The 16,861-nt window shown below is 53.0% G+C and carries 17 protein-coding genes; 10 read left to right on the top strand and 7 right to left on the bottom strand.

The annotated features are described in order from the left end of the window. Positions 1 to 7: 7 nt before the first annotated feature. From FBR45_RS19270 to FBR45_RS19225, 10 genes are all read left to right on the top strand, one after another. The gene (locus FBR45_RS19270; RefSeq protein WP_138505280.1) at positions 8 to 2,242 is read left to right on the top strand and encodes a GEVED domain-containing protein; all 2,235 of its coding nucleotides are present in this window, start codon (positions 8 to 10) and stop codon (positions 2,240 to 2,242) included. A 30-nt stretch (positions 2,243 to 2,272) separates the two neighbouring features. Beyond that, positions 2,273 to 4,063, top strand: a complete 1,791-nt coding sequence (locus FBR45_RS19265; protein ID WP_138505278.1) for a DUF11 domain-containing protein — start codon at positions 2,273 to 2,275, stop codon at positions 4,061 to 4,063. 213 nt (positions 4,064 to 4,276) lie between these two features. After that, complete coding sequence (gene sufC, locus FBR45_RS19260) at positions 4,277 to 5,038, top strand: Fe-S cluster assembly ATPase SufC (RefSeq protein ID WP_449448571.1); 762 nt, start codon at positions 4,277 to 4,279, stop codon at positions 5,036 to 5,038. Positions 5,039 to 5,108: 70 nt separating this feature from the next. Beyond that, complete coding sequence (gene sufD, locus FBR45_RS19255; protein WP_138505274.1) at positions 5,109 to 6,434, top strand: Fe-S cluster assembly protein SufD; 1,326 nt, start codon at positions 5,109 to 5,111, stop codon at positions 6,432 to 6,434. Positions 6,435 to 6,568: 134 nt separating this feature from the next. Next, positions 6,569 to 7,807, top strand: a complete 1,239-nt coding sequence (locus FBR45_RS19250) for a cysteine desulfurase (protein WP_138505272.1) — start codon at positions 6,569 to 6,571, stop codon at positions 7,805 to 7,807. 20 nt (positions 7,808 to 7,827) lie between these two features. Further along, positions 7,828 to 8,019 carry a hypothetical protein gene (locus FBR45_RS19245; protein WP_138505270.1) on the top strand — a complete coding sequence of 64 codons (192 nt, stop codon included), beginning with the start codon at positions 7,828 to 7,830 and terminating at the stop codon, positions 8,017 to 8,019. Continuing rightward, on the top strand, positions 7,998 to 8,294 hold the full coding sequence (locus FBR45_RS26895; protein ID WP_138505268.1) for a type II toxin-antitoxin system RelE/ParE family toxin: 297 nt from the start codon (positions 7,998 to 8,000) through the stop codon (positions 8,292 to 8,294). Before FBR45_RS19245 ends, FBR45_RS26895 begins: the two co-directional genes overlap by 22 nt. A gap of 3 nt (positions 8,295 to 8,297) precedes the next feature. Beyond that, complete coding sequence (locus FBR45_RS19235) at positions 8,298 to 8,726, top strand: SufE family protein (protein WP_138505266.1); 429 nt, start codon at positions 8,298 to 8,300, stop codon at positions 8,724 to 8,726. An 11-nt stretch (positions 8,727 to 8,737) separates the two neighbouring features. Then, positions 8,738 to 9,052 carry a DUF59 domain-containing protein gene (locus FBR45_RS19230; protein WP_077921656.1) on the top strand — a complete coding sequence of 105 codons (315 nt, stop codon included), beginning with the start codon at positions 8,738 to 8,740 and terminating at the stop codon, positions 9,050 to 9,052. Between the two features lie 72 nt (positions 9,053 to 9,124). Next, a complete protein-coding gene (locus FBR45_RS19225; RefSeq protein ID WP_077921657.1) occupies positions 9,125 to 9,556 on the top strand; it encodes a BrxA/BrxB family bacilliredoxin in 432 nt (143 codons plus the stop codon). A gap of 122 nt (positions 9,557 to 9,678) precedes the next feature. Here the strand turns inward: FBR45_RS19225 and eboC are convergent, their stop codons facing one another. The 7 genes from eboC to FBR45_RS19190 all read right to left on the bottom strand — a co-directional run bounded on the left by eboC (position 9,679) and on the right by FBR45_RS19190 (position 16,812). Next, complete coding sequence (eboC, locus tag FBR45_RS19220) at positions 9,679 to 10,554, bottom strand: UbiA-like protein EboC (RefSeq protein ID WP_138505264.1); 876 nt, start codon at positions 10,552 to 10,554, stop codon at positions 9,679 to 9,681. Between the two features lie 9 nt (positions 10,555 to 10,563). Further along, positions 10,564 to 12,903 carry a metallophosphoesterase gene (locus FBR45_RS19215; RefSeq protein WP_138505262.1) on the bottom strand — a complete coding sequence of 780 codons (2,340 nt, stop codon included), beginning with the start codon at positions 12,901 to 12,903 and terminating at the stop codon, positions 10,564 to 10,566. Between the two features lie 83 nt (positions 12,904 to 12,986). Further along, entirely contained in the window at positions 12,987 to 13,397 is a 411-nt protein-coding gene (locus tag FBR45_RS19210) for a hypothetical protein (protein WP_246082308.1), read from the bottom strand. A 537-nt stretch (positions 13,398 to 13,934) separates the two neighbouring features. Further along, positions 13,935 to 14,618, bottom strand: coding sequence for a LytR/AlgR family response regulator transcription factor (locus FBR45_RS19205; protein ID WP_138505259.1), 684 nt, complete (start codon positions 14,616 to 14,618; stop codon positions 13,935 to 13,937). 2 nt (positions 14,619 to 14,620) lie between these two features. Beyond that, the gene (locus tag FBR45_RS19200; RefSeq protein WP_138505258.1) at positions 14,621 to 15,649 is read right to left on the bottom strand and encodes a sensor histidine kinase; all 1,029 of its coding nucleotides are present in this window, start codon (positions 15,647 to 15,649) and stop codon (positions 14,621 to 14,623) included. A 6-nt stretch (positions 15,650 to 15,655) separates the two neighbouring features. After that, positions 15,656 to 16,060 carry a DUF2846 domain-containing protein gene (locus tag FBR45_RS19195; protein ID WP_138505256.1) on the bottom strand — a complete coding sequence of 135 codons (405 nt, stop codon included), beginning with the start codon at positions 16,058 to 16,060 and terminating at the stop codon, positions 15,656 to 15,658. Beyond that, the gene (locus FBR45_RS19190; RefSeq protein ID WP_138505254.1) at positions 16,057 to 16,812 is read right to left on the bottom strand and encodes a hypothetical protein; all 756 of its coding nucleotides are present in this window, start codon (positions 16,810 to 16,812) and stop codon (positions 16,057 to 16,059) included. The genes FBR45_RS19195 and FBR45_RS19190 overlap by 4 nt, the downstream gene beginning before the upstream one ends. Positions 16,813 to 16,861: the final 49 nt, after the last annotated feature.

Below are 16,861 nucleotides of genomic sequence, written 5' to 3'. Positions count from 1 at the left end.
CAATATCATGTCGTATTACCTCACCTGCGACCGAAGTCGTACGTTCACGCCCGGCCAGTATGAACGTATGCGTAATGGACTCCAGCTGCGGCTCAATCCTACGAATGCTTACAGCCTGACCAGCCACGCTCCTACGGCAGTCTATCCTGTTGACGTAAGTGTAAGTATGGCGGCTACTGGCGCAGTGATCCGCTTCTCATACCCATACGCCAGTGTGGCGGGTTTCCTTATAGAGCGTTCGTCTGAGCCAGAAGCCAACTTTACAGCTATTGGTAGCCTCCCTCCCCATTCATTTTCATTTGTCGATGGCCTGGTAACGCCCAATACGACCTACTACTATCGGGTAAAGGCTTCAAACGCTACCACACAGTATAGCCAGGTTGCCTCTATCAATACGGGACGGTTTTATTGTATTCCTGGCTACACATGGTCGGGCGAAGGGTCGACGGCAAAAATCGACGACTTTATACTTACCGGCATCAGGTCTACTCTTCGGTCTGTCGCTAGCGGTAGAAACAAGACTGGCTACGCTGATTTCACGACTCTATCGCACGCGGTGCTGGCAGGCCATCCGTACTCTTTTACGGCCAGTGCGGCTACGAACGCAACAGGTAGCTTTGCCCCCCAGCACCTGACGATATGGATAGACAGCAATCAGGACGGCATTTTTAGCGAGTCCGAAATTCTATTTCAGTCCTCAGCCCAGCAGTTGATGAATCCCACGATACGAGGGACTATTCGGCTCCCTACTTCTGCACCGGGTTCGTACAGATTACGGGTGCGCAGCCAGTTTGTGGATGATGGCCTGGTTCAGAACCCCTGCTCCACCTATACACTAGGAGAGGCTGAAGACTATCTGTTACAAGTGGAAGAAGCGCCCGTTAGTAACTGCTTTAGCCTCTCTGCTACGGTAGCATTGCCCCGCTGCCCAATTAGCCAGGATGGTAGCGTTCAAGTGCTGACAAAGGGGGGTACAGCTCCGTTTTCTTATAGCCTGAACAGTCAGGCTAACTCTACCGGACTCTTCAGTGGTTTGTCAGCAGGGCTCTACACCGCTATTGTGAGCGATGCCAATGCCTGTCGGGACACACTGGCGATTGTGGTTAGTGCTCCCGTAGAAGCCACGGCTAGTCTGACTGGCGCGTCAACCATTTGCCCGGGAGACGTTGTCTCCTTGTCCGTATTGATATCGGATGGTAGCGGTCCCTATGAGCTTCAGCTATCCGACGGCGTTTCATTGAGCACGATATCGGGCTATAGTAGCGGATCTACCTTACCGGTATATCCAGCATATACTACAACGTACCAGCTGCACAGCCTCACTAACTCGATCGGTTGCCCTGTACAAGTAGCCACCGCCACCGCCACAGTACTGGTCCATTCAGGCAGTTTAGCCTCCGTTCTGCCTCAGAACGTAACGGTATGCTATGGCCAGCCACTTGCACTAACCGCTAGTGGAGGTAGCCAATACCAGTGGCAAACCGGGCAAACCGGAAACATACTGACCGTTACAGAATCCGGAACCTATTCGGTGACGGTAACCGACCAGCAGGGTTGTCGCCGTACAGCAAATTCCAGCGTATGGGTAACCAACTGCCCCCAGCCGGTATGGTTTCGGGCTAAGGTATTACTGGAAGGCTTTGCTGACCCCCAAACTGGCCAAATGCATGGCCTGCTGGTCAGCAAAAGTCTGCTTCCCAAACAGCAGCCTTTCTCCGGAAGTCCCTGGTTTTACATGGGTACCGAGCAACTGATCACTGTGCCCGCCGATGTAACGGACTGGGTGTTGGTCATGGCCCGCAATGCATCTGGAGACGTGCTGGCACGTCGGGCCGCCCTACTGCGCACTGACGGTACAATAATCAGCCCGGACCGAACAGAGGGGGTTTGGTTTCCGGCCGTATCGGAGCCAGTATATGCCTCGATTCATCATCGTAGCCACCTGGCTATTTTGACCGACAAAGCCATTGATGCCGGAACCCTTGTTGATTTTACAACTGACAAAGCCGCTGCCCGAGGTGCCATTCCGCTCAACCAGCTCGGCCAATGGTTTGCCATGTTCTCCGGCGATTACGATGCCAACGGGGTCATTAACAGCAGCGATTTCAACAGATGGAAAGTCAGTGCCTCGGCTATTGGTAAGTACCTGCCCATAGACGGTGACGGCAATGGCATAGTCAACAACAAGGACTTTAATCGCTGGATGCTGAACCGCTCCAAAATAGGTATCCCTGGTTTATAGTCTACCCATAATCTTCAGCCGAAAATAGCCATGACTTGTCTACGAAACCTATTATTCTATTGCATCAGCGGCCTGCTGATACTTTTTGCCACAACGCTATCGGTCAAGGCCCAGACGGCCCACCTGCGCATAGCCACGCAACTCAACTGCGCAGATGGCCTCTACTCCGCTACGCTTCAGATCCGGGCGAGCGACGCTACCTCATTTTCCATTGGCACTTCATCCCTTTTTCTGACGTATTCGCCCAGTTCCTTGTCCTTTGTCAGTTATGAGTCACAAAATTTTGACCTCAATACGCTCTGTAGTGGCATAGGGCTCTGGGAGGCTCATAGCATCGATGGAGCCACCCCCGGTCTCTTTAACCTTACTATGGTCCTGAATGGGTCTTCCATCAGTTGCCCCCTTATTACGACGGCTGACTGGATCAGCATAGGTACGCTGACCTTTCGCGTGCGTGACCCCGATGCTAACCCAATGTTACAGTTCGACGCTGCCCTCAGCAGTTTCAATGCCGTTCCTGCCAACAACGGGCAGGCACTTGTAGCGATCGGGCAGTACACGGGCGTTAATCAGCCAGGGGCGCTTCGTTGTCCTACTCCTGTCTGTTCGTTGACGGCCACAGCAAGCCCGGGGAATTGTGATACGGCTACCAATACCTACACCTTGGCAGGTACGGTATCGGCTACAAACACCACCGGCGCTCAAACAATGACCATTACCGTAGGGGACCAAACCACTACTGCGACATTGACCGGAAATGGGCTGGCTAGTTATACCCTCACCGGGCTACCGTCAGATGGCCTGCCCAAAACGGTATCGATATTAAGTAGTGCTTCGGCCTGCAGTACAACCAGCCTGACCTACACGGCACCAGCTTCCTGCACTGTCGGAGCGCCGGGAGCCGCAGCCGTTGTCCTGCAAACCTATGTAAGCAAATCCGTAGCTAAGCCAGGGGATGTCCTGACGTACACACTCGTATTGACCAATACCTCAGCCGTAGCCGCTTCCAGCATCGTCGTCACCGATATACTGAATGCGCCGAACGTAGTGCTTCTTACGGGCAGTGCAACTACAACAAGCGGAACCATTAACGCATCAACTGCCACAATACTGGTCTGGACAGCCGCCACGCTACCCGCTAACGGTTCGGCTACGGCCACTTTCAGCGTGAGCGTAGCTGGGTCAGGTATTGCCTATAATACAGCCAGTTTACCCGGCGATACCGTCTCGGTCTGCACGTCTGTTCCCTACCAGGTTTGTAAAGGGACTGATTATGCCTTCCTGTTGGCAGCCGAAGCCGGTCAAAGCAGCTACCAGTGGTATCACGATGGCGTAGCTATTACAGGTGCAACAGCCTACACAACCATAGCTACTCAGGCCGGCTCCTACAGCGTATTGATCGGCGGAACGAGCTCACCATCTTCCTGCACAACGGGTTCGTGTTGCCCATTTATCATTGAAGAGATAGATGAGGTAGCCGCTTTCAGCCTCACTCCCCTCTCACCTACTTGTTCTGGAACGGTCGTACAGATGAATGGACGCATTACGTTGACCGGGCTGACGGATAGCCAAATGGCGGTCTACACCTATCAGCTTACTCAAAGCGCATCGTTTACCAGCGCGACGAGCCTAACCCCCACGCCCCTGCCGATTCCGGCCAATGGTGTACTCAACAGCGCACTCCAGGCTGGCACCTATACTGTACGAGTGTATAATCAGGCTGGCTGCTACCGGGATCAAACGGTTCAGATTACACAGCCCTCCTGTGTTTGCCCCGACCCAAAATGTCTGCTCATCTCGGTTCAGCGGCTTAATCGATAACACCCGGAGCTACACTAAAGGGTAGCGGTAAGTACCCTGGTTTATCAGCACCGTAGCGGATATGGTCCTTACATATCCGCTACGGTGCTGATCTTTTGGGGCTATCTGAGCGGAGCGTCAACTTTTAACTGCCTGATTTTGTTACCCTACCAGGACAGATACCAATCAGTCTGCTAACTTTGCGGCTTCATCTGAGCTGACACGAACCAACCTATTATGTTATCCATCAGTAATTTACATGCCAGGATTGGCGAAAAAGAAATAGTAAAAGGATTAAGTCTACAGATCAATCCCGGTGAGGTTCACGCCATTATGGGACCCAACGGCGCCGGCAAGAGTACACTGGCGTCGGTACTGGCTGGCCGTGAAGAGTATGAAGTAACAGGTGGCAGCGTACTTTTTGAAGGGCAGGATCTCCTGGAAATGGCCCCTGAAGAACGGGCTGCCGAAGGTATATTTCTGGCATTTCAGTACCCGGTTGAGATTCCGGGCGTCAGCACGACCAATTTCCTGAAAACGGCCATGAACGAAATTCGGAAACATCGGGGTCAGGATCAGCTCGATGCCGTTCAGTTTCTGAAGCTGATGAAGGAAAAAATGAAACTGGTCAACATCGATCAGTCGCTGCTGAGCCGATCGCTCAACGAAGGGTTCTCGGGTGGTGAAAAGAAACGGAACGAGATTTTCCAGATGGCCATGCTGGAACCCAAACTGGCTATTCTGGACGAAACCGATTCGGGTCTGGATATCGATGCGCTTCGTATCGTGGCGGAGGGGGTTAATCAGCTGCGGTCGCCCGAGCGGTCAACCATCGTCGTTACCCACTACCAGCGCCTGCTCGATTATATCGTGCCTGATTACGTTCACGTACTCTACAAAGGACGCATCGTGAAGTCGGGGCCCAAAGAACTGGCGCTGGAACTGGAAGAAAAAGGATACGACTGGATCAAAGCCGAAGCTGAAGTAAACCAATGATCCATGATCAATGATCGATGATGCCTAGTTCTCATCTGTCATTCGTCGTTTATCATTCATCATTAACACAATGAATCCTTCTTTCTCATCATACAATCAGTTTAAGGACCAGCTGCTGGCGGCTTTTCGGACCAACGAAGCGCGCATGAACGGCGAGTCCCGGACCCCTGTACACCAGGTTCGGCGGGCTGCGCTGAAACAGTTCGACCTGCTGGGCTTTCCGACAATCCGGCACGAAGAATGGAAATACTCGAACGTGAGCGGGCTGTTTAAAGAGGCTTTCGAGCTTGATGAACTGAGCCCCATCACCACCGATGATCTGGCTACGCTGGAAATTCCCAATCTCGATGGCAATATTCTGTACTTTGTCAACGGCCAGTACCACCCCGAACTGTCGCGGATCATTAGCCCCGCCGGTCAGGTTCAGATCTCCAGCTTAGCCGATGCGCTGAAGGCCGACGCTGACTTTATTGGCTCCCACTTTGCCCGCTATGCCGATTATCAGGATAACGCCTTTACGGCCCTGAATACGGCGCTGGCCACCGATGGAGCCGTTATCCGGATTCCGGACAATACCACGGTTGAGCAGCCTATAATTCTACGCTTCATCACCGACGGTCGCCAGAAAAACATTGCCTCTCAACCCCGAAACCTTATTCTGGTCGGCCAAAACGCCGAGGTCACCGTAGCCGAGTCGTACCGGACGCTGGGCGATCGGGCCAGCTTTGTCAACGTAGTGACGGAAATTGTGCTCGAGCGCGACGCCCGTATGCAATACTACAAAGTGCAGAACGAAACCGAGCAGTCGTATCATATTGGTACTACCCAGGTTAACCAGACCGACAATACCCACTTTTACTCAGCTACGGTTACCCTCAACGGCAACTTTGTTCGCAACAACCTGAACATCGTGCTCAACGGCCAGCATGCCGAGGCTTTCATGTATGGCCTGTACATGCCAAACGGGAAACAGCATGTCGACAACCACACGCTGGTTGATCACGCCATGCCCAATTCGTACAGCAGTGAACTCTACAAAGGTATTCTGGACGATAACGGTACGGGCGTCTTCAACGGAAAAATCTACGTTCGGCCCGACGCGCAGAAAACCAATGCCTACCAGTCGTGTAAAAACGTAGTGCTGGCACCGGGCGCGTCGATGAATACCAAGCCGCAGCTCGAAATTTTTGCCGACGACGTGAAGTGCTCACATGGTACTACGACCGGTCAGCTGAACGACGAAGCTCTATTCTATATGCGCTCGCGGGGTATTCCGAAAGACGAGGCCCGCACGCTGCTGCTTTACGCGTTCTCGCAGGACGTGCTGAGCCAGATTAAAATTCAACCCATCCGCGAGTACCTCGAAAACGTGGTAACCCAGAAGCTGGGAAAGTAAGCGTATTGGTCAGTGGTGAATGATGAATGGTGAACGGTTTGATAAAAATCAGTCATCGTTCATCATTCATCATTTTTAAAGCACCTTTCCCCCATCTGGCTTGTTGTTTTAGTACAACCCATCTTGCAATACTTATGCAATCGGCACCCGTTACAACCCTCGATATTCAGCAAATCCGGCAGGACTTCCCGATCCTCGATCAACAGGTCAACGGTCGGCCGCTGGTGTATTTCGATAACGCGGCAACCAACCAGAAACCGCTGCCCGTCATCAATGCCCTGACGCGGTATTACGAAGGCTACAACGCCAATATTCACCGGGGTATTCATCACCTGGCCGAGCAGGCTACGGCCGCTTTTGAAGCGTCGCGCCGGGCTATCCAGCAGTTTCTGAATGCCAGACATTGGGAAGAAATCATTTTTACCTACGGCACCACCGACGGCATCAATCTGGTAGCTCAGACCTACGGCCGCCGGTTTCTGGGCGAAGGGGATGAAATCATCATCTCGACCATGGAGCACCACTCCAACATTGTCCCCTGGCAGATGCTCTGCGAAGAGCGCGGCTGCGTATTGAAGGTGATCCCGGTCGATGATAACGGCGAATTGATTCTCGACGAATACGAGAAACTGCTGTCGGCCCGCACCAAATTCGTGTCCTGCGTTCACGTGTCGAACTCGCTGGGAACGATCAACCCCGTCAAAACCATCATCGACATGGCCCACCGGGCTGGCGCCGTCGTGCTGATTGACGGCGCGCAGGCTTCGTCGCATATTGATCTCGACGTACAGGCGCTCGACGCCGATTTTTACGTTCTCTCGGCTCACAAGCTGTACGGCCCGACCGGCATGGGGGTGCTGTACGGCAAAAAAGCCCTTCTCGACGCCATGCCACCCTACCGGGGCGGGGGCGAAATGATTAAGGAAGTTACCTTCGCCAAAACTACCTACAACGAAATCCCCTACAAGTTCGAAGCGGGTACACCCAACATTGCCGATGTCATTGCCGTCAAAACGGCGCTGGACTATATGGCAGGCTTAGGCAAAGAGAATATAGCGGCCCACGAACACGAGCTTCTTCAATACGCGACCGAGCAGCTGAGCGAACTTGAGGGGCTGCGCATCATTGGTCAGGCTAAAGAAAAAATCGGCGTGGTATCGTGGGTGATGGATGGTATTCACCACCAGGATACGGGCGTCATTCTGGACCAGCAGGGCATTGCCGTCCGAACGGGTCACCATTGCACCCAGCCCCTGATGCAGCGTTTCGGCATTGCCGGAACTACGCGGGCATCGTTTGCCGTTTACAACACGAAAGACGAAGTTGACCGGCTCATCGCAGGGCTGCGCCGGGTGCAGAAAATGATGTTGTGATTGCTAAACTTTATTGTTTTATGATTAGCACTGCCGCAGTTATTGAATCGTTTCGCCAGCTACCGGAAAAAATTTCGCTCGATGAAGCAGTTGAACGACTCATTATTCTGGATCGCTACGAACGCGCCATGGAAGAAATGGACCAGGGCAAAGGCCATAAAAACGAAGATGTCATGCGCGAAATGAAGGAATGGATACAGCCACGCCAGTAATTTGGAAGGACGAAGCCAAAGAAGATTTACGAGACATCCTACACTACCTGTCGCGATCTCCGTCAGCTTATGTTGAAAACTGGTCGGACGAGTTGACGAAGAAGTTAAAGCTATTGGAATCGTTCCCGGAGATGGGTCGTAAAGTCCCGGAAAAGGAATTGAGTCACCTTAGAGAGGTCTTGGTTGGCAACTATCGTCTGCTGTATATATACTTTCACGACATGATAACGATAATAGCTGTGCGACACCAGGCTAGTCAGCTAGGAAAATTGTAAGCAATGACCATCAACGAGAAACAGGACGAAATTATCGAAGAATTTGACTTGTTCGACGACCAGCTGGACAAGACACAGTATATCATTGACCTCGGCAAAAAGCTGCCGCCCATGCCCGAATCGGCCAGAACGGATGAGAACCGGATCATGGGCTGTCAGTCGAAGGTGTGGGTCGACGCCGAACTAAGAGACGACCGGCTCTATTTTTACGGCGACAGCGAACCAACAGCTCAAATATCGAAAGGGCTGGTTGGTCTGCTAATTCGGGTGCTCTCGGGCGAAAAACCCGACGATGTGGCCAATGCCGATCTTTACTTTATACCGCGCGTCGGTATGGGCAACCTGATCACCTCGTTACGGGCGGGCGGGCTGGCCTCCATGATCGAGCGCATGAAAGCATACGGACGTACCTACGCGAACCAAACCGCCTAACGGGTAAACCCATGAACGACGAAGCAGCACTGAAAGAACAGATCATCCTGGCCCTCAAAGGCGTATATGACCCCGAAATTCCGGTCGATGTATACGAGCTTGGACTCATCTACGATATCAAGATATTTCCGGTCAACAACGTCTATATCCTGATGACGCTGACCTCGCCCTCGTGCCCATCGGCCGGGTCTATACCGGGCGAAATTGAAGAAAAAGTCCGGTCAGTGCCGGGTGTGAACGATGTGAGCGTTGAGCTTACATTTGATCCGCCTTACTCTACCGAACTAATGTCTGAGGTAGCGAAGCTGGAACTGGGCTTTATGTAAACCAACGACCGGCCGGGGCAATTCGGGCCGGGGCTGTTAATCAAACTGTAAACTAAAACTGTACACTTACTTATGTATCCTCCTCATTTGCTTGTTCCCATGCGGGAAGACCTGACCAGCGTTGGGTTTCAGGAGCTGACGACTGCTGCCGACGTTGACGCGGCTTTGACCAACCAACAGGGCACCATGCTGGTGGTTGTGAACTCGGTATGCGGATGCGCAGCGGGTGCGGCTCGTCCCGGCGTTAAAGCAGCGCTGGCCGCCAGCACCGTAAAACCCGATCAGCTGGTAACCGTTTTTGCCGGTGGCGATGTTGACGCTACGGCCCGGATGCGGGAGTACCTGCTCCCCTACCCGCCGTCGTCGCCCGCAATTGGCATCTTTAAAGATGGCGAACTGGTTCATTTCATTGAGCGGCACCACATCGAAGGCCGGTCAGCGCAAATGATTGCGCAGCACCTCGAAATGGCACTGGAAGAATTCTGCACACCGGCTAACGCCTAAGCATACGTTACAATACTATAAACTCCGGTTTCGGAAGCAACTGAGCCTGTTGGCTCTGTTTCCGAAACCGGAGTTTTTGCGTTTGATCGTTTTGGTGTGATATTGATGTCAACCGAAAGCGCCTAGGTCACTGCGAATACCTTAGCCAGCAGGCGGGAAAGCGGCAGCAGGCAGAACACCAGCATGGCCAATGGAAACGATGCGAAAGCCGCCACCCAGGCCGCGTTCATGACAATCAGCGACAGCACCCCGGCCCTGACGGCCATACCGATATTGGGACCTATCGGGTTCCGAACGGCTCGCCAAAGGGGCGGAAAAATATAGTAGCCGAACAAAATCAGAAATGGCAGGGCCGTACCTAACTGCCCACGCTGTTGCGCCAGCGCAGCAACGCAGCCAATAACCAGTGCATAGAGCAGTCCAGCCGCCCGCATCGTTCCAGACTTGCCGCCATGAACTTCACCCCGGCTAATCATGGTGATAGCGGCAATATAGACTACTGGTACCAAACCGACCCAGGTCCAGGGGCCCAGCTGCTCAGGGAAGATACTCACGCCCAGCAGCAGGTTCAATCCGCGGCAGAGACCCATATTCAACGGACCCAGCAGCGCATGGTGTTTCCCGAACCGATCGTAAACCAATGAAGCTACCGCTATGCCAACGGCGATTAAGCCGGCCGTTTGATTGGCCAGAAACGCAGCAACGATACCCAGGCCCAGCAGCGCAGCGCCCAATCCCGTAGCCGCCGACTTGCTGACCAGCCCACTCGGAATAGCCCGCTCAGGGCGCTCAATAGCATCCAGCTCGGCATCGAAAACATCGTTAAAAACAACCCCTCCCCCATACAGGCCCAGCGTAGCCAGACAAAGCCAGCCAACCGGAGCCGGGTCAGGCGCCGAGGTCAGAAAATAACCGGCAATGGCCATACCAGCCAGCACATCTGCGATAGCCGTAACCAGATTGGCTGGACGGGTAAGGCTCAAAAAAGCGCGAAACATCAATAGTCTTTACTGTTTAACGACCTTTTGGGTACGTACTTCCTGGCCAGCCTGTACCGACAGCAGATAAACCCCTGCCGCCGGTAAAAGAACTGATTCAGTAAACGAAGCCGCCTGGCCAACTCGTTTCTGATATACGACGCGCCCCTGCCCGTCAATCAGGCTCAAAGTTACATCCTGTTGTCGGCCCGGCAGCCATTCTACGATCACACGGTCCTGAACCGGGTTAGGATAAACCCGTAAACGGCTGTCGATCAGCGCCTGCGTGGCCGTTGGCAGTAATACCGTAATCGTGGCCTGACCAGCTGCAGCACCGGCTCCACAGGCATTTTCGACAGATCTGACCGTATAGCTGGTCGACTGCATGGGTTTTACCGACACCAGGAATGGACTGGTTGTAGCCGTGAAGGCGGTACCATCCGACAGCAGCCCTCGCCAGGGCGCATCGCCGGTAAAAGCAAGAGTAAGCGAAGCTGGTTCGCCAGCCAGAACCGTGGCCGAACCGCTCAGACTAACGGTTGGCTGGCTTCGTACGGCGAAAGCCGGACTGGCAATCAGCGTAGCGTAGGAAATGCCGCGTGGCCGCACCCTGAGCCGATAGCCCGCTCCGGCCGGTAGCGATGTCGGCAGCGTAGCCCGGAGCGCGTTGAGTGTTCCCGATCCAACCACTTGTTCCGCAGCGAAATTCCCGGCCGCGTCGGAAAGCAGCACATCGTACTGCCAGCCGTTCGCCTTGGTCGTATTCTCGGGCGTTGCGGTCACGGGCAGAACGGCGCCTACACAGGCCGTGGTTATTCCGGACAGGACTGCGGTAAGCCGGGGCGGCTGTGGCACCGTTATGGTAAACTGATCAGTCAGGCACTGTTTGTCGTCACTGACCGTAAGCGGAAACGTACCGGCTTTATCAGCTACGTAGCGAATACTCCGGCTCGTTTGCCCGCTGGTCCATCGATAGGCTCCCGGCGAGTCGCCGGGCCATGAGGCCACTAGCTGGAGCGTATCGGCAAACTCGGTAGTCAGCGTGGCGGTTTTGTTTACCTGCTTCATAATAGTGAATTTATCCTGCACCGAACCGTCGTACGCGATAAACTGCGCATCGAGCCGATTGTCGTTCAGGTCGAGCAGCATTGACCCGCCCCAGGTATCGCCCCGATAACCCGCTACCATACCTCTGTGCGGATAATCGGCCGATACGCCCCCCTGCGCGCCCCCCGAACCGTTAACAACATAGACCGTTCCGGTACCTTTGGTCAGAATCGGGCAGGAATTGGGCGAACCATCGTAACGGGCCGATGTCGGTTCAGCAATGTGTCTGGCCGGATCGAAGGTATTGGCTAGTCCTGTTTGCCCTCGCATCCGATAGTAGCGTTCGTAGCCGTGACTGTGTCCATTCAGCACTAGATCAACGCCGTAGCGTTCCAGTATGGGCGTCAGGTTCTCGCGAAGGAGCCGCATCTGCTCTTCTGTATCAGAGTTATGCGAGCCTTTGCTATAGGGAGGGTGATGGAATATAACAATGGTCCAGGGAAGCCGGTTGGCCGCCAGATCGCGCTTGAGCCATTGCACCTGGCTACCGGTTGTATCGTATAGCCGCTTCTGATCATCGGGCTGCTGGGCCTGCGAGTCGAGCGAGATCAGGTGTACGTTGCCGTAGTTGGCCGAAAAATACGCTTTCGTACCGGAAGCGACTCCACCAGCCTCGCCCCGCTCCGGAAACGAGAAAAGGCGATAATAAGCAATGTCGAAGTTAGTGCGGCTATCGGCGTAATCATGATTGCCAGGTGTCGGAAAGATAGGGATGTTACGCAGACTTGGCCCATACACGTCGAACACGTATCGCTGGTACTCATCGTCTTTTCCGCAGCAATATGCATTGTCGCCCAGCCATACCCACAGATCAGAGGATCGGTTGGTTGTAGCGGCCCGATACGCCCGATATACCTCCCGCTGGTTATCCGTTCCGTTGCCAAAATCGCCCAGTACCCATACCCGAAACGGCTGGGTACTACCGGATAAGGGAGCCGTTTTGATGTAATAATCGGGCCCTGCGGCCAGTTGAGTGTCGTCATACCCAACAGCATAGGCATAGCGCGTGGCGGGTTGCAGTCCCGTCAGCGTTAGTACATGGTCCGTAGACGGCTGTGTTTCGCGGATAGTGCCGCTTAGCGAGTTGGCGTTAGTCCCGAACCAAACCCGGCCGGTAGTGGGCTGGCTGGTCTGCCAGCGCACAATAGCCGACGTAGGCGTAACGACCTGCCAGTAAGGCCCCCGCGTTAGAGCGGGCGACTGCGCTACTGCCTGGTAACCAGCGAGAAATAAAAGTAGTAAAATACGGAGAGGAGTAATCATACGGTGTCGTTAGGTCACCGTAAAAGTACATATGCCGACAGGACATTCCTACCGGCATATGCGAGCTATCCATCTGGCAACTTCTATTGACTGGAATCTACCAGCGCCTGCTGAATACGGAGCAGGTGACGCACGGGCCAGTCGCTTCGATTGTAGGTCTCCAACTGAGCTACTTTGATTGCCATCATCCGTTCAATACGCCGACGTTCAGCGGCTGGCATTGTCCGGAGCCGGTCGGGCAGTTCGTGTAAAAGCTGATTCAACTGGGTACAGGCTGTTGTCGGCAGGGAAAAATGATCCGCCAGTCGCTGAACGTCAGACAATTTCCAGAGGCTGGGTTTGGCCCGCCGGTTGCGGATCGCGTTTCCGCTGACCCCCAGGGCTATTCCCAATTGCTCATCATTGAGTGAGCACTCGCGCAGCCGCCACATAACGGCCTGGTAATTATTGACAAACGAGCGAAGTGAGTTAAGTAAATGATCTGTCAAAGCCATGAGAGGATTTAATGAGGTAGCAGATACATCTGCTATACGAGTTACGGAATGCACTTACATGGGTACGCGAACTGGCCGCGTTAAGCACTGATGACTGGTAAAGCCGGTGCTCTTGTGATTCTGCCACGCTGACCGCCCCGCTCCGACGCCCTACATATCCCGAAGAGACAGGCAGAAGCCGACTGGTACAGCATGTCCAGATGTTACTTATCTGCTAAGGCTTTACGAAAACTATGCCACCCGTATGATTTATTTTTTTACGCAAGCGATACTACGTACTGAGCGAGCCCAGAAACCATGTGTATAGCCACCAGAGTCTATTTTTGTAGGTAAAAAGCACTCTTTTTTAGCAACATTTTTTTTATATACATTTACTTATATTGGTTTTATAGATTTATATCAGGCATAATTATTGTGATTTCATACCCCTTTTCTTTATATACACTATACCTAGTTTACGTACACAAAAGATAACCTCTGTTCTTTACGGAGTGCTTGCTCTATCAAACTTATCTACTGATAAAAGGAGTAATCCTGTCATTTTCGTAAAAGACGCTGCTCCACCGTATCCCGGTAACTGCCTGCCAATGGGATAGTCACCGTCCCAACCGTTAACTGATGACGCTCAATTCGCCGAATGGCTCTCAGGGCTACGATGTACGATTTGTGAACGCGAATGAACTGATCATTGGGTAGCGTAGCCAGCATATCTGTAATCGTCATTCGGGTAGAAATCTGGCGGTTTTGTTCGTGAATGAACAACAGATTCGTATCAGAGTGAATGTAAAGGATTTCTTCGAGGTTGACCCGAATCCAATCGTAACCGTCCTTGACGAATATGCTTGATAACGCCCCGCGCTGGGTCATCAGCTGCGCATACGCTCGGTTACAGGCCTGCAGAAACCGGCCATATTCGATGGGTTTTAACAGATAGTCAAGCGCCTGCAGGTTAAAGCCTTCTACAGCGTAGTCGGTAAAGGCAGTAGTAAATATGATTGACTTTTGCAGCGGAGCTATACTCCGGGCGAAATCAGTACCGGACAGGTCGGGCATCATAATATCCAGAAAAATCAGATCTACCCGTTCGGTATGCAGAAACGCCAGTGCATCAGCCGTACCCACAAAGGTTTGCACCAGGTTGAGAAAGGGAACCTTGTCGGCATAGTGACGGAGTACCTCCAAAGCCGCCGGTTCATCGTCAATGGCAATCGCGTTAACCATAGTTAGTTGAGATCGAGCGTCAGGCTTACAATAAAAGAATCGGTAGTCTGCCGGATGGTCAGTGCATGCCGGGCCGGGTAGATCAGGGCAAGCCGTTGCCGAGCGTTGATTATACCTGTTCCCATACCTCGTTTGTCGACCTGCACAGGCGGGCAACTGTTGGCCAGTTCCAGACACAACTGCCGGTTTTCAATGCGCAGGTCGAGGTTGATGTAGGATGGACGCACCAGGCTGATACCATACTGAAACGCATTTTCTACGAACGGAATTAACAACAAAGGCGCAATCTGAGCTTCCTGGCCGTCCCAGTCGAATTGCGTTTCTAACCGGATAGGGCTGGAATGCGGCAAGCGGGCGCGTTGAAGAGCCAGGTATTTTTCCAGAAACTGCAATTCGGTATTGATTGAAATAAGCGGATGCCGGGCCTCCTGTAGGGTAAAGCGCATAATTCCGGCCAGCTGCTGAATCAGGTCAGCAACCCGCTCATTATTGGCCAGCAACGCTTCATTGTAAATGGTATTCAGGGCATTGAACAGAAAATGCGGATTAATCTGCGCTTTGAGCGCCGTCAGCTCCGCTTCTGTTTTCTGCTGACGCAGTTGAATCCGCTCCCGACGGGTACGAAACGAATCAGCTACATATCCATAGGCAATTATAAGCGCGAGCAATACACCCGTAACCACTATATTTTCATCAACGAAGTCAGGATCATACCCTGTGCGCCATTGCAGCGTTTCGAACGTCAGCCAGGCCAGTAGGCACTGCCAGACCCAGTAATACCAGTGCGTTTCTGGCCTGAGCAGCCACCGCTGAAAAGCCAGCCGGTAGTTCGCTTCAGCCACTGCGACCAGCGTAGCCAGTACGACAATGATGCCCAGCAGATAGCGCATCAGGCCACCAACATCGGGCCAGACGTCGTTTACGGGCTGCCACGTACCCGCTTTATACAGGAGCCAGGCCCAATACGTGAGCAGGCTACCCAGCGCACTGCCCAGTAATAGTATAGCGGACGATTTCCGGATGGACAACACAGCTGACTAGTCCAGTTGATTTACCAGCGACGATTCAATAGGCTTTATTTTACGAAGCTCCTGCCGAGCCTGATTCTCATCCACAGCCTTCATAAGCAAGGTACGCGACAAAAAGTCAATTTCTTCTACAGCTTTAATATAATATGTTCGACCAGGCTGAAGCGTCAGCCATACCGTCTGTATATCGGTATAGTAATCTTTACCAGACTCGATTTTTGTTCGACCCGGGGATACGTCGACTTGCCAATATCGGTTGGGCGGCAAAACCTCTTTCGTTTTGCCATTTATGTAAATCCGGTAGCTGTTGCCACCAAATTCTTTCTGTCGGTAGATAACCAGCCGGGCCGACTCCGTGCGCGGCTGCTGCGCGAGTAACAGTAACCACCAGCCTATATTCAGTAGCCAGTTCATCGGAAACGCAGTTTTTCTCCGTTCAACGACATATTGAAAACCGTTTGCAGATACCACTGATTAATCCGGTCGCGGGGGGCATTAACCAACGGGAATGCATCTGACTCGTAGGCTTTGGCTACCGTACCGCGTCGGTAGCCCAGGCGAATGGTGTACTCGATGCTTCTCTTCTTCTTCTCACGGTGGGCGTACTCCAGGTTAACGTCTACAAACCCCGCGTTTCGCAACAGCAGCGACGGTACCGTACCAGGCTGGCTGGCAGATAAAATGGTTGGGAACGAAACTGGCTGGCTGCTTCGCCTGAATATAGTATATCCGTACTCCAGCCCACCCAGGCCTACGTTCAGGTAGAGTCGACGGTTTCGCGCATCGATGATGTCATAGCCGACAAAGAGCGCCGAATAGTTGGCCAATGTATTTCTCGCTACGATCTCATCTCCATTTTGGGCTAAATCAAAATAGGCTTTATCATCTTTTAGGCCAAACCCATATTGTGCCAGAATCTTAACCCGGTTTAGCCGAACGCCCCCCCCTATACTCACGTATAAATCAAAGATAGATGCGCCCCGAATCTGGTTATTCCGAAAAAACGAACGAAGGTTAGAAAGTCCGGTAACGGTTCCTGCCAGGCCAAACTCGGTGAGTATGCCACGCCTGAAATGGCTCTTTACCGGAAATGTGCCGCTCGAATCGATGGGCTGACAAAAGGCTCCGGGGGCGGTCAGCATAGCGAGTAAAAGATACGTTTTCATATATTTTTTGGGGAAATGACCCAAAACAAAGACCGCTTCGCTGACCAGC

The organism is Spirosoma lacussanchae (genome assembly GCF_005870035.1).
Lineage (GTDB): Bacteria > Bacteroidota > Bacteroidia > Cytophagales > Spirosomataceae > Spirosoma > Spirosoma lacussanchae.
The sequence above is the reverse complement of the archived record's forward strand: the minus strand, read 5'-3'. Positions and strand labels throughout refer to the sequence as shown.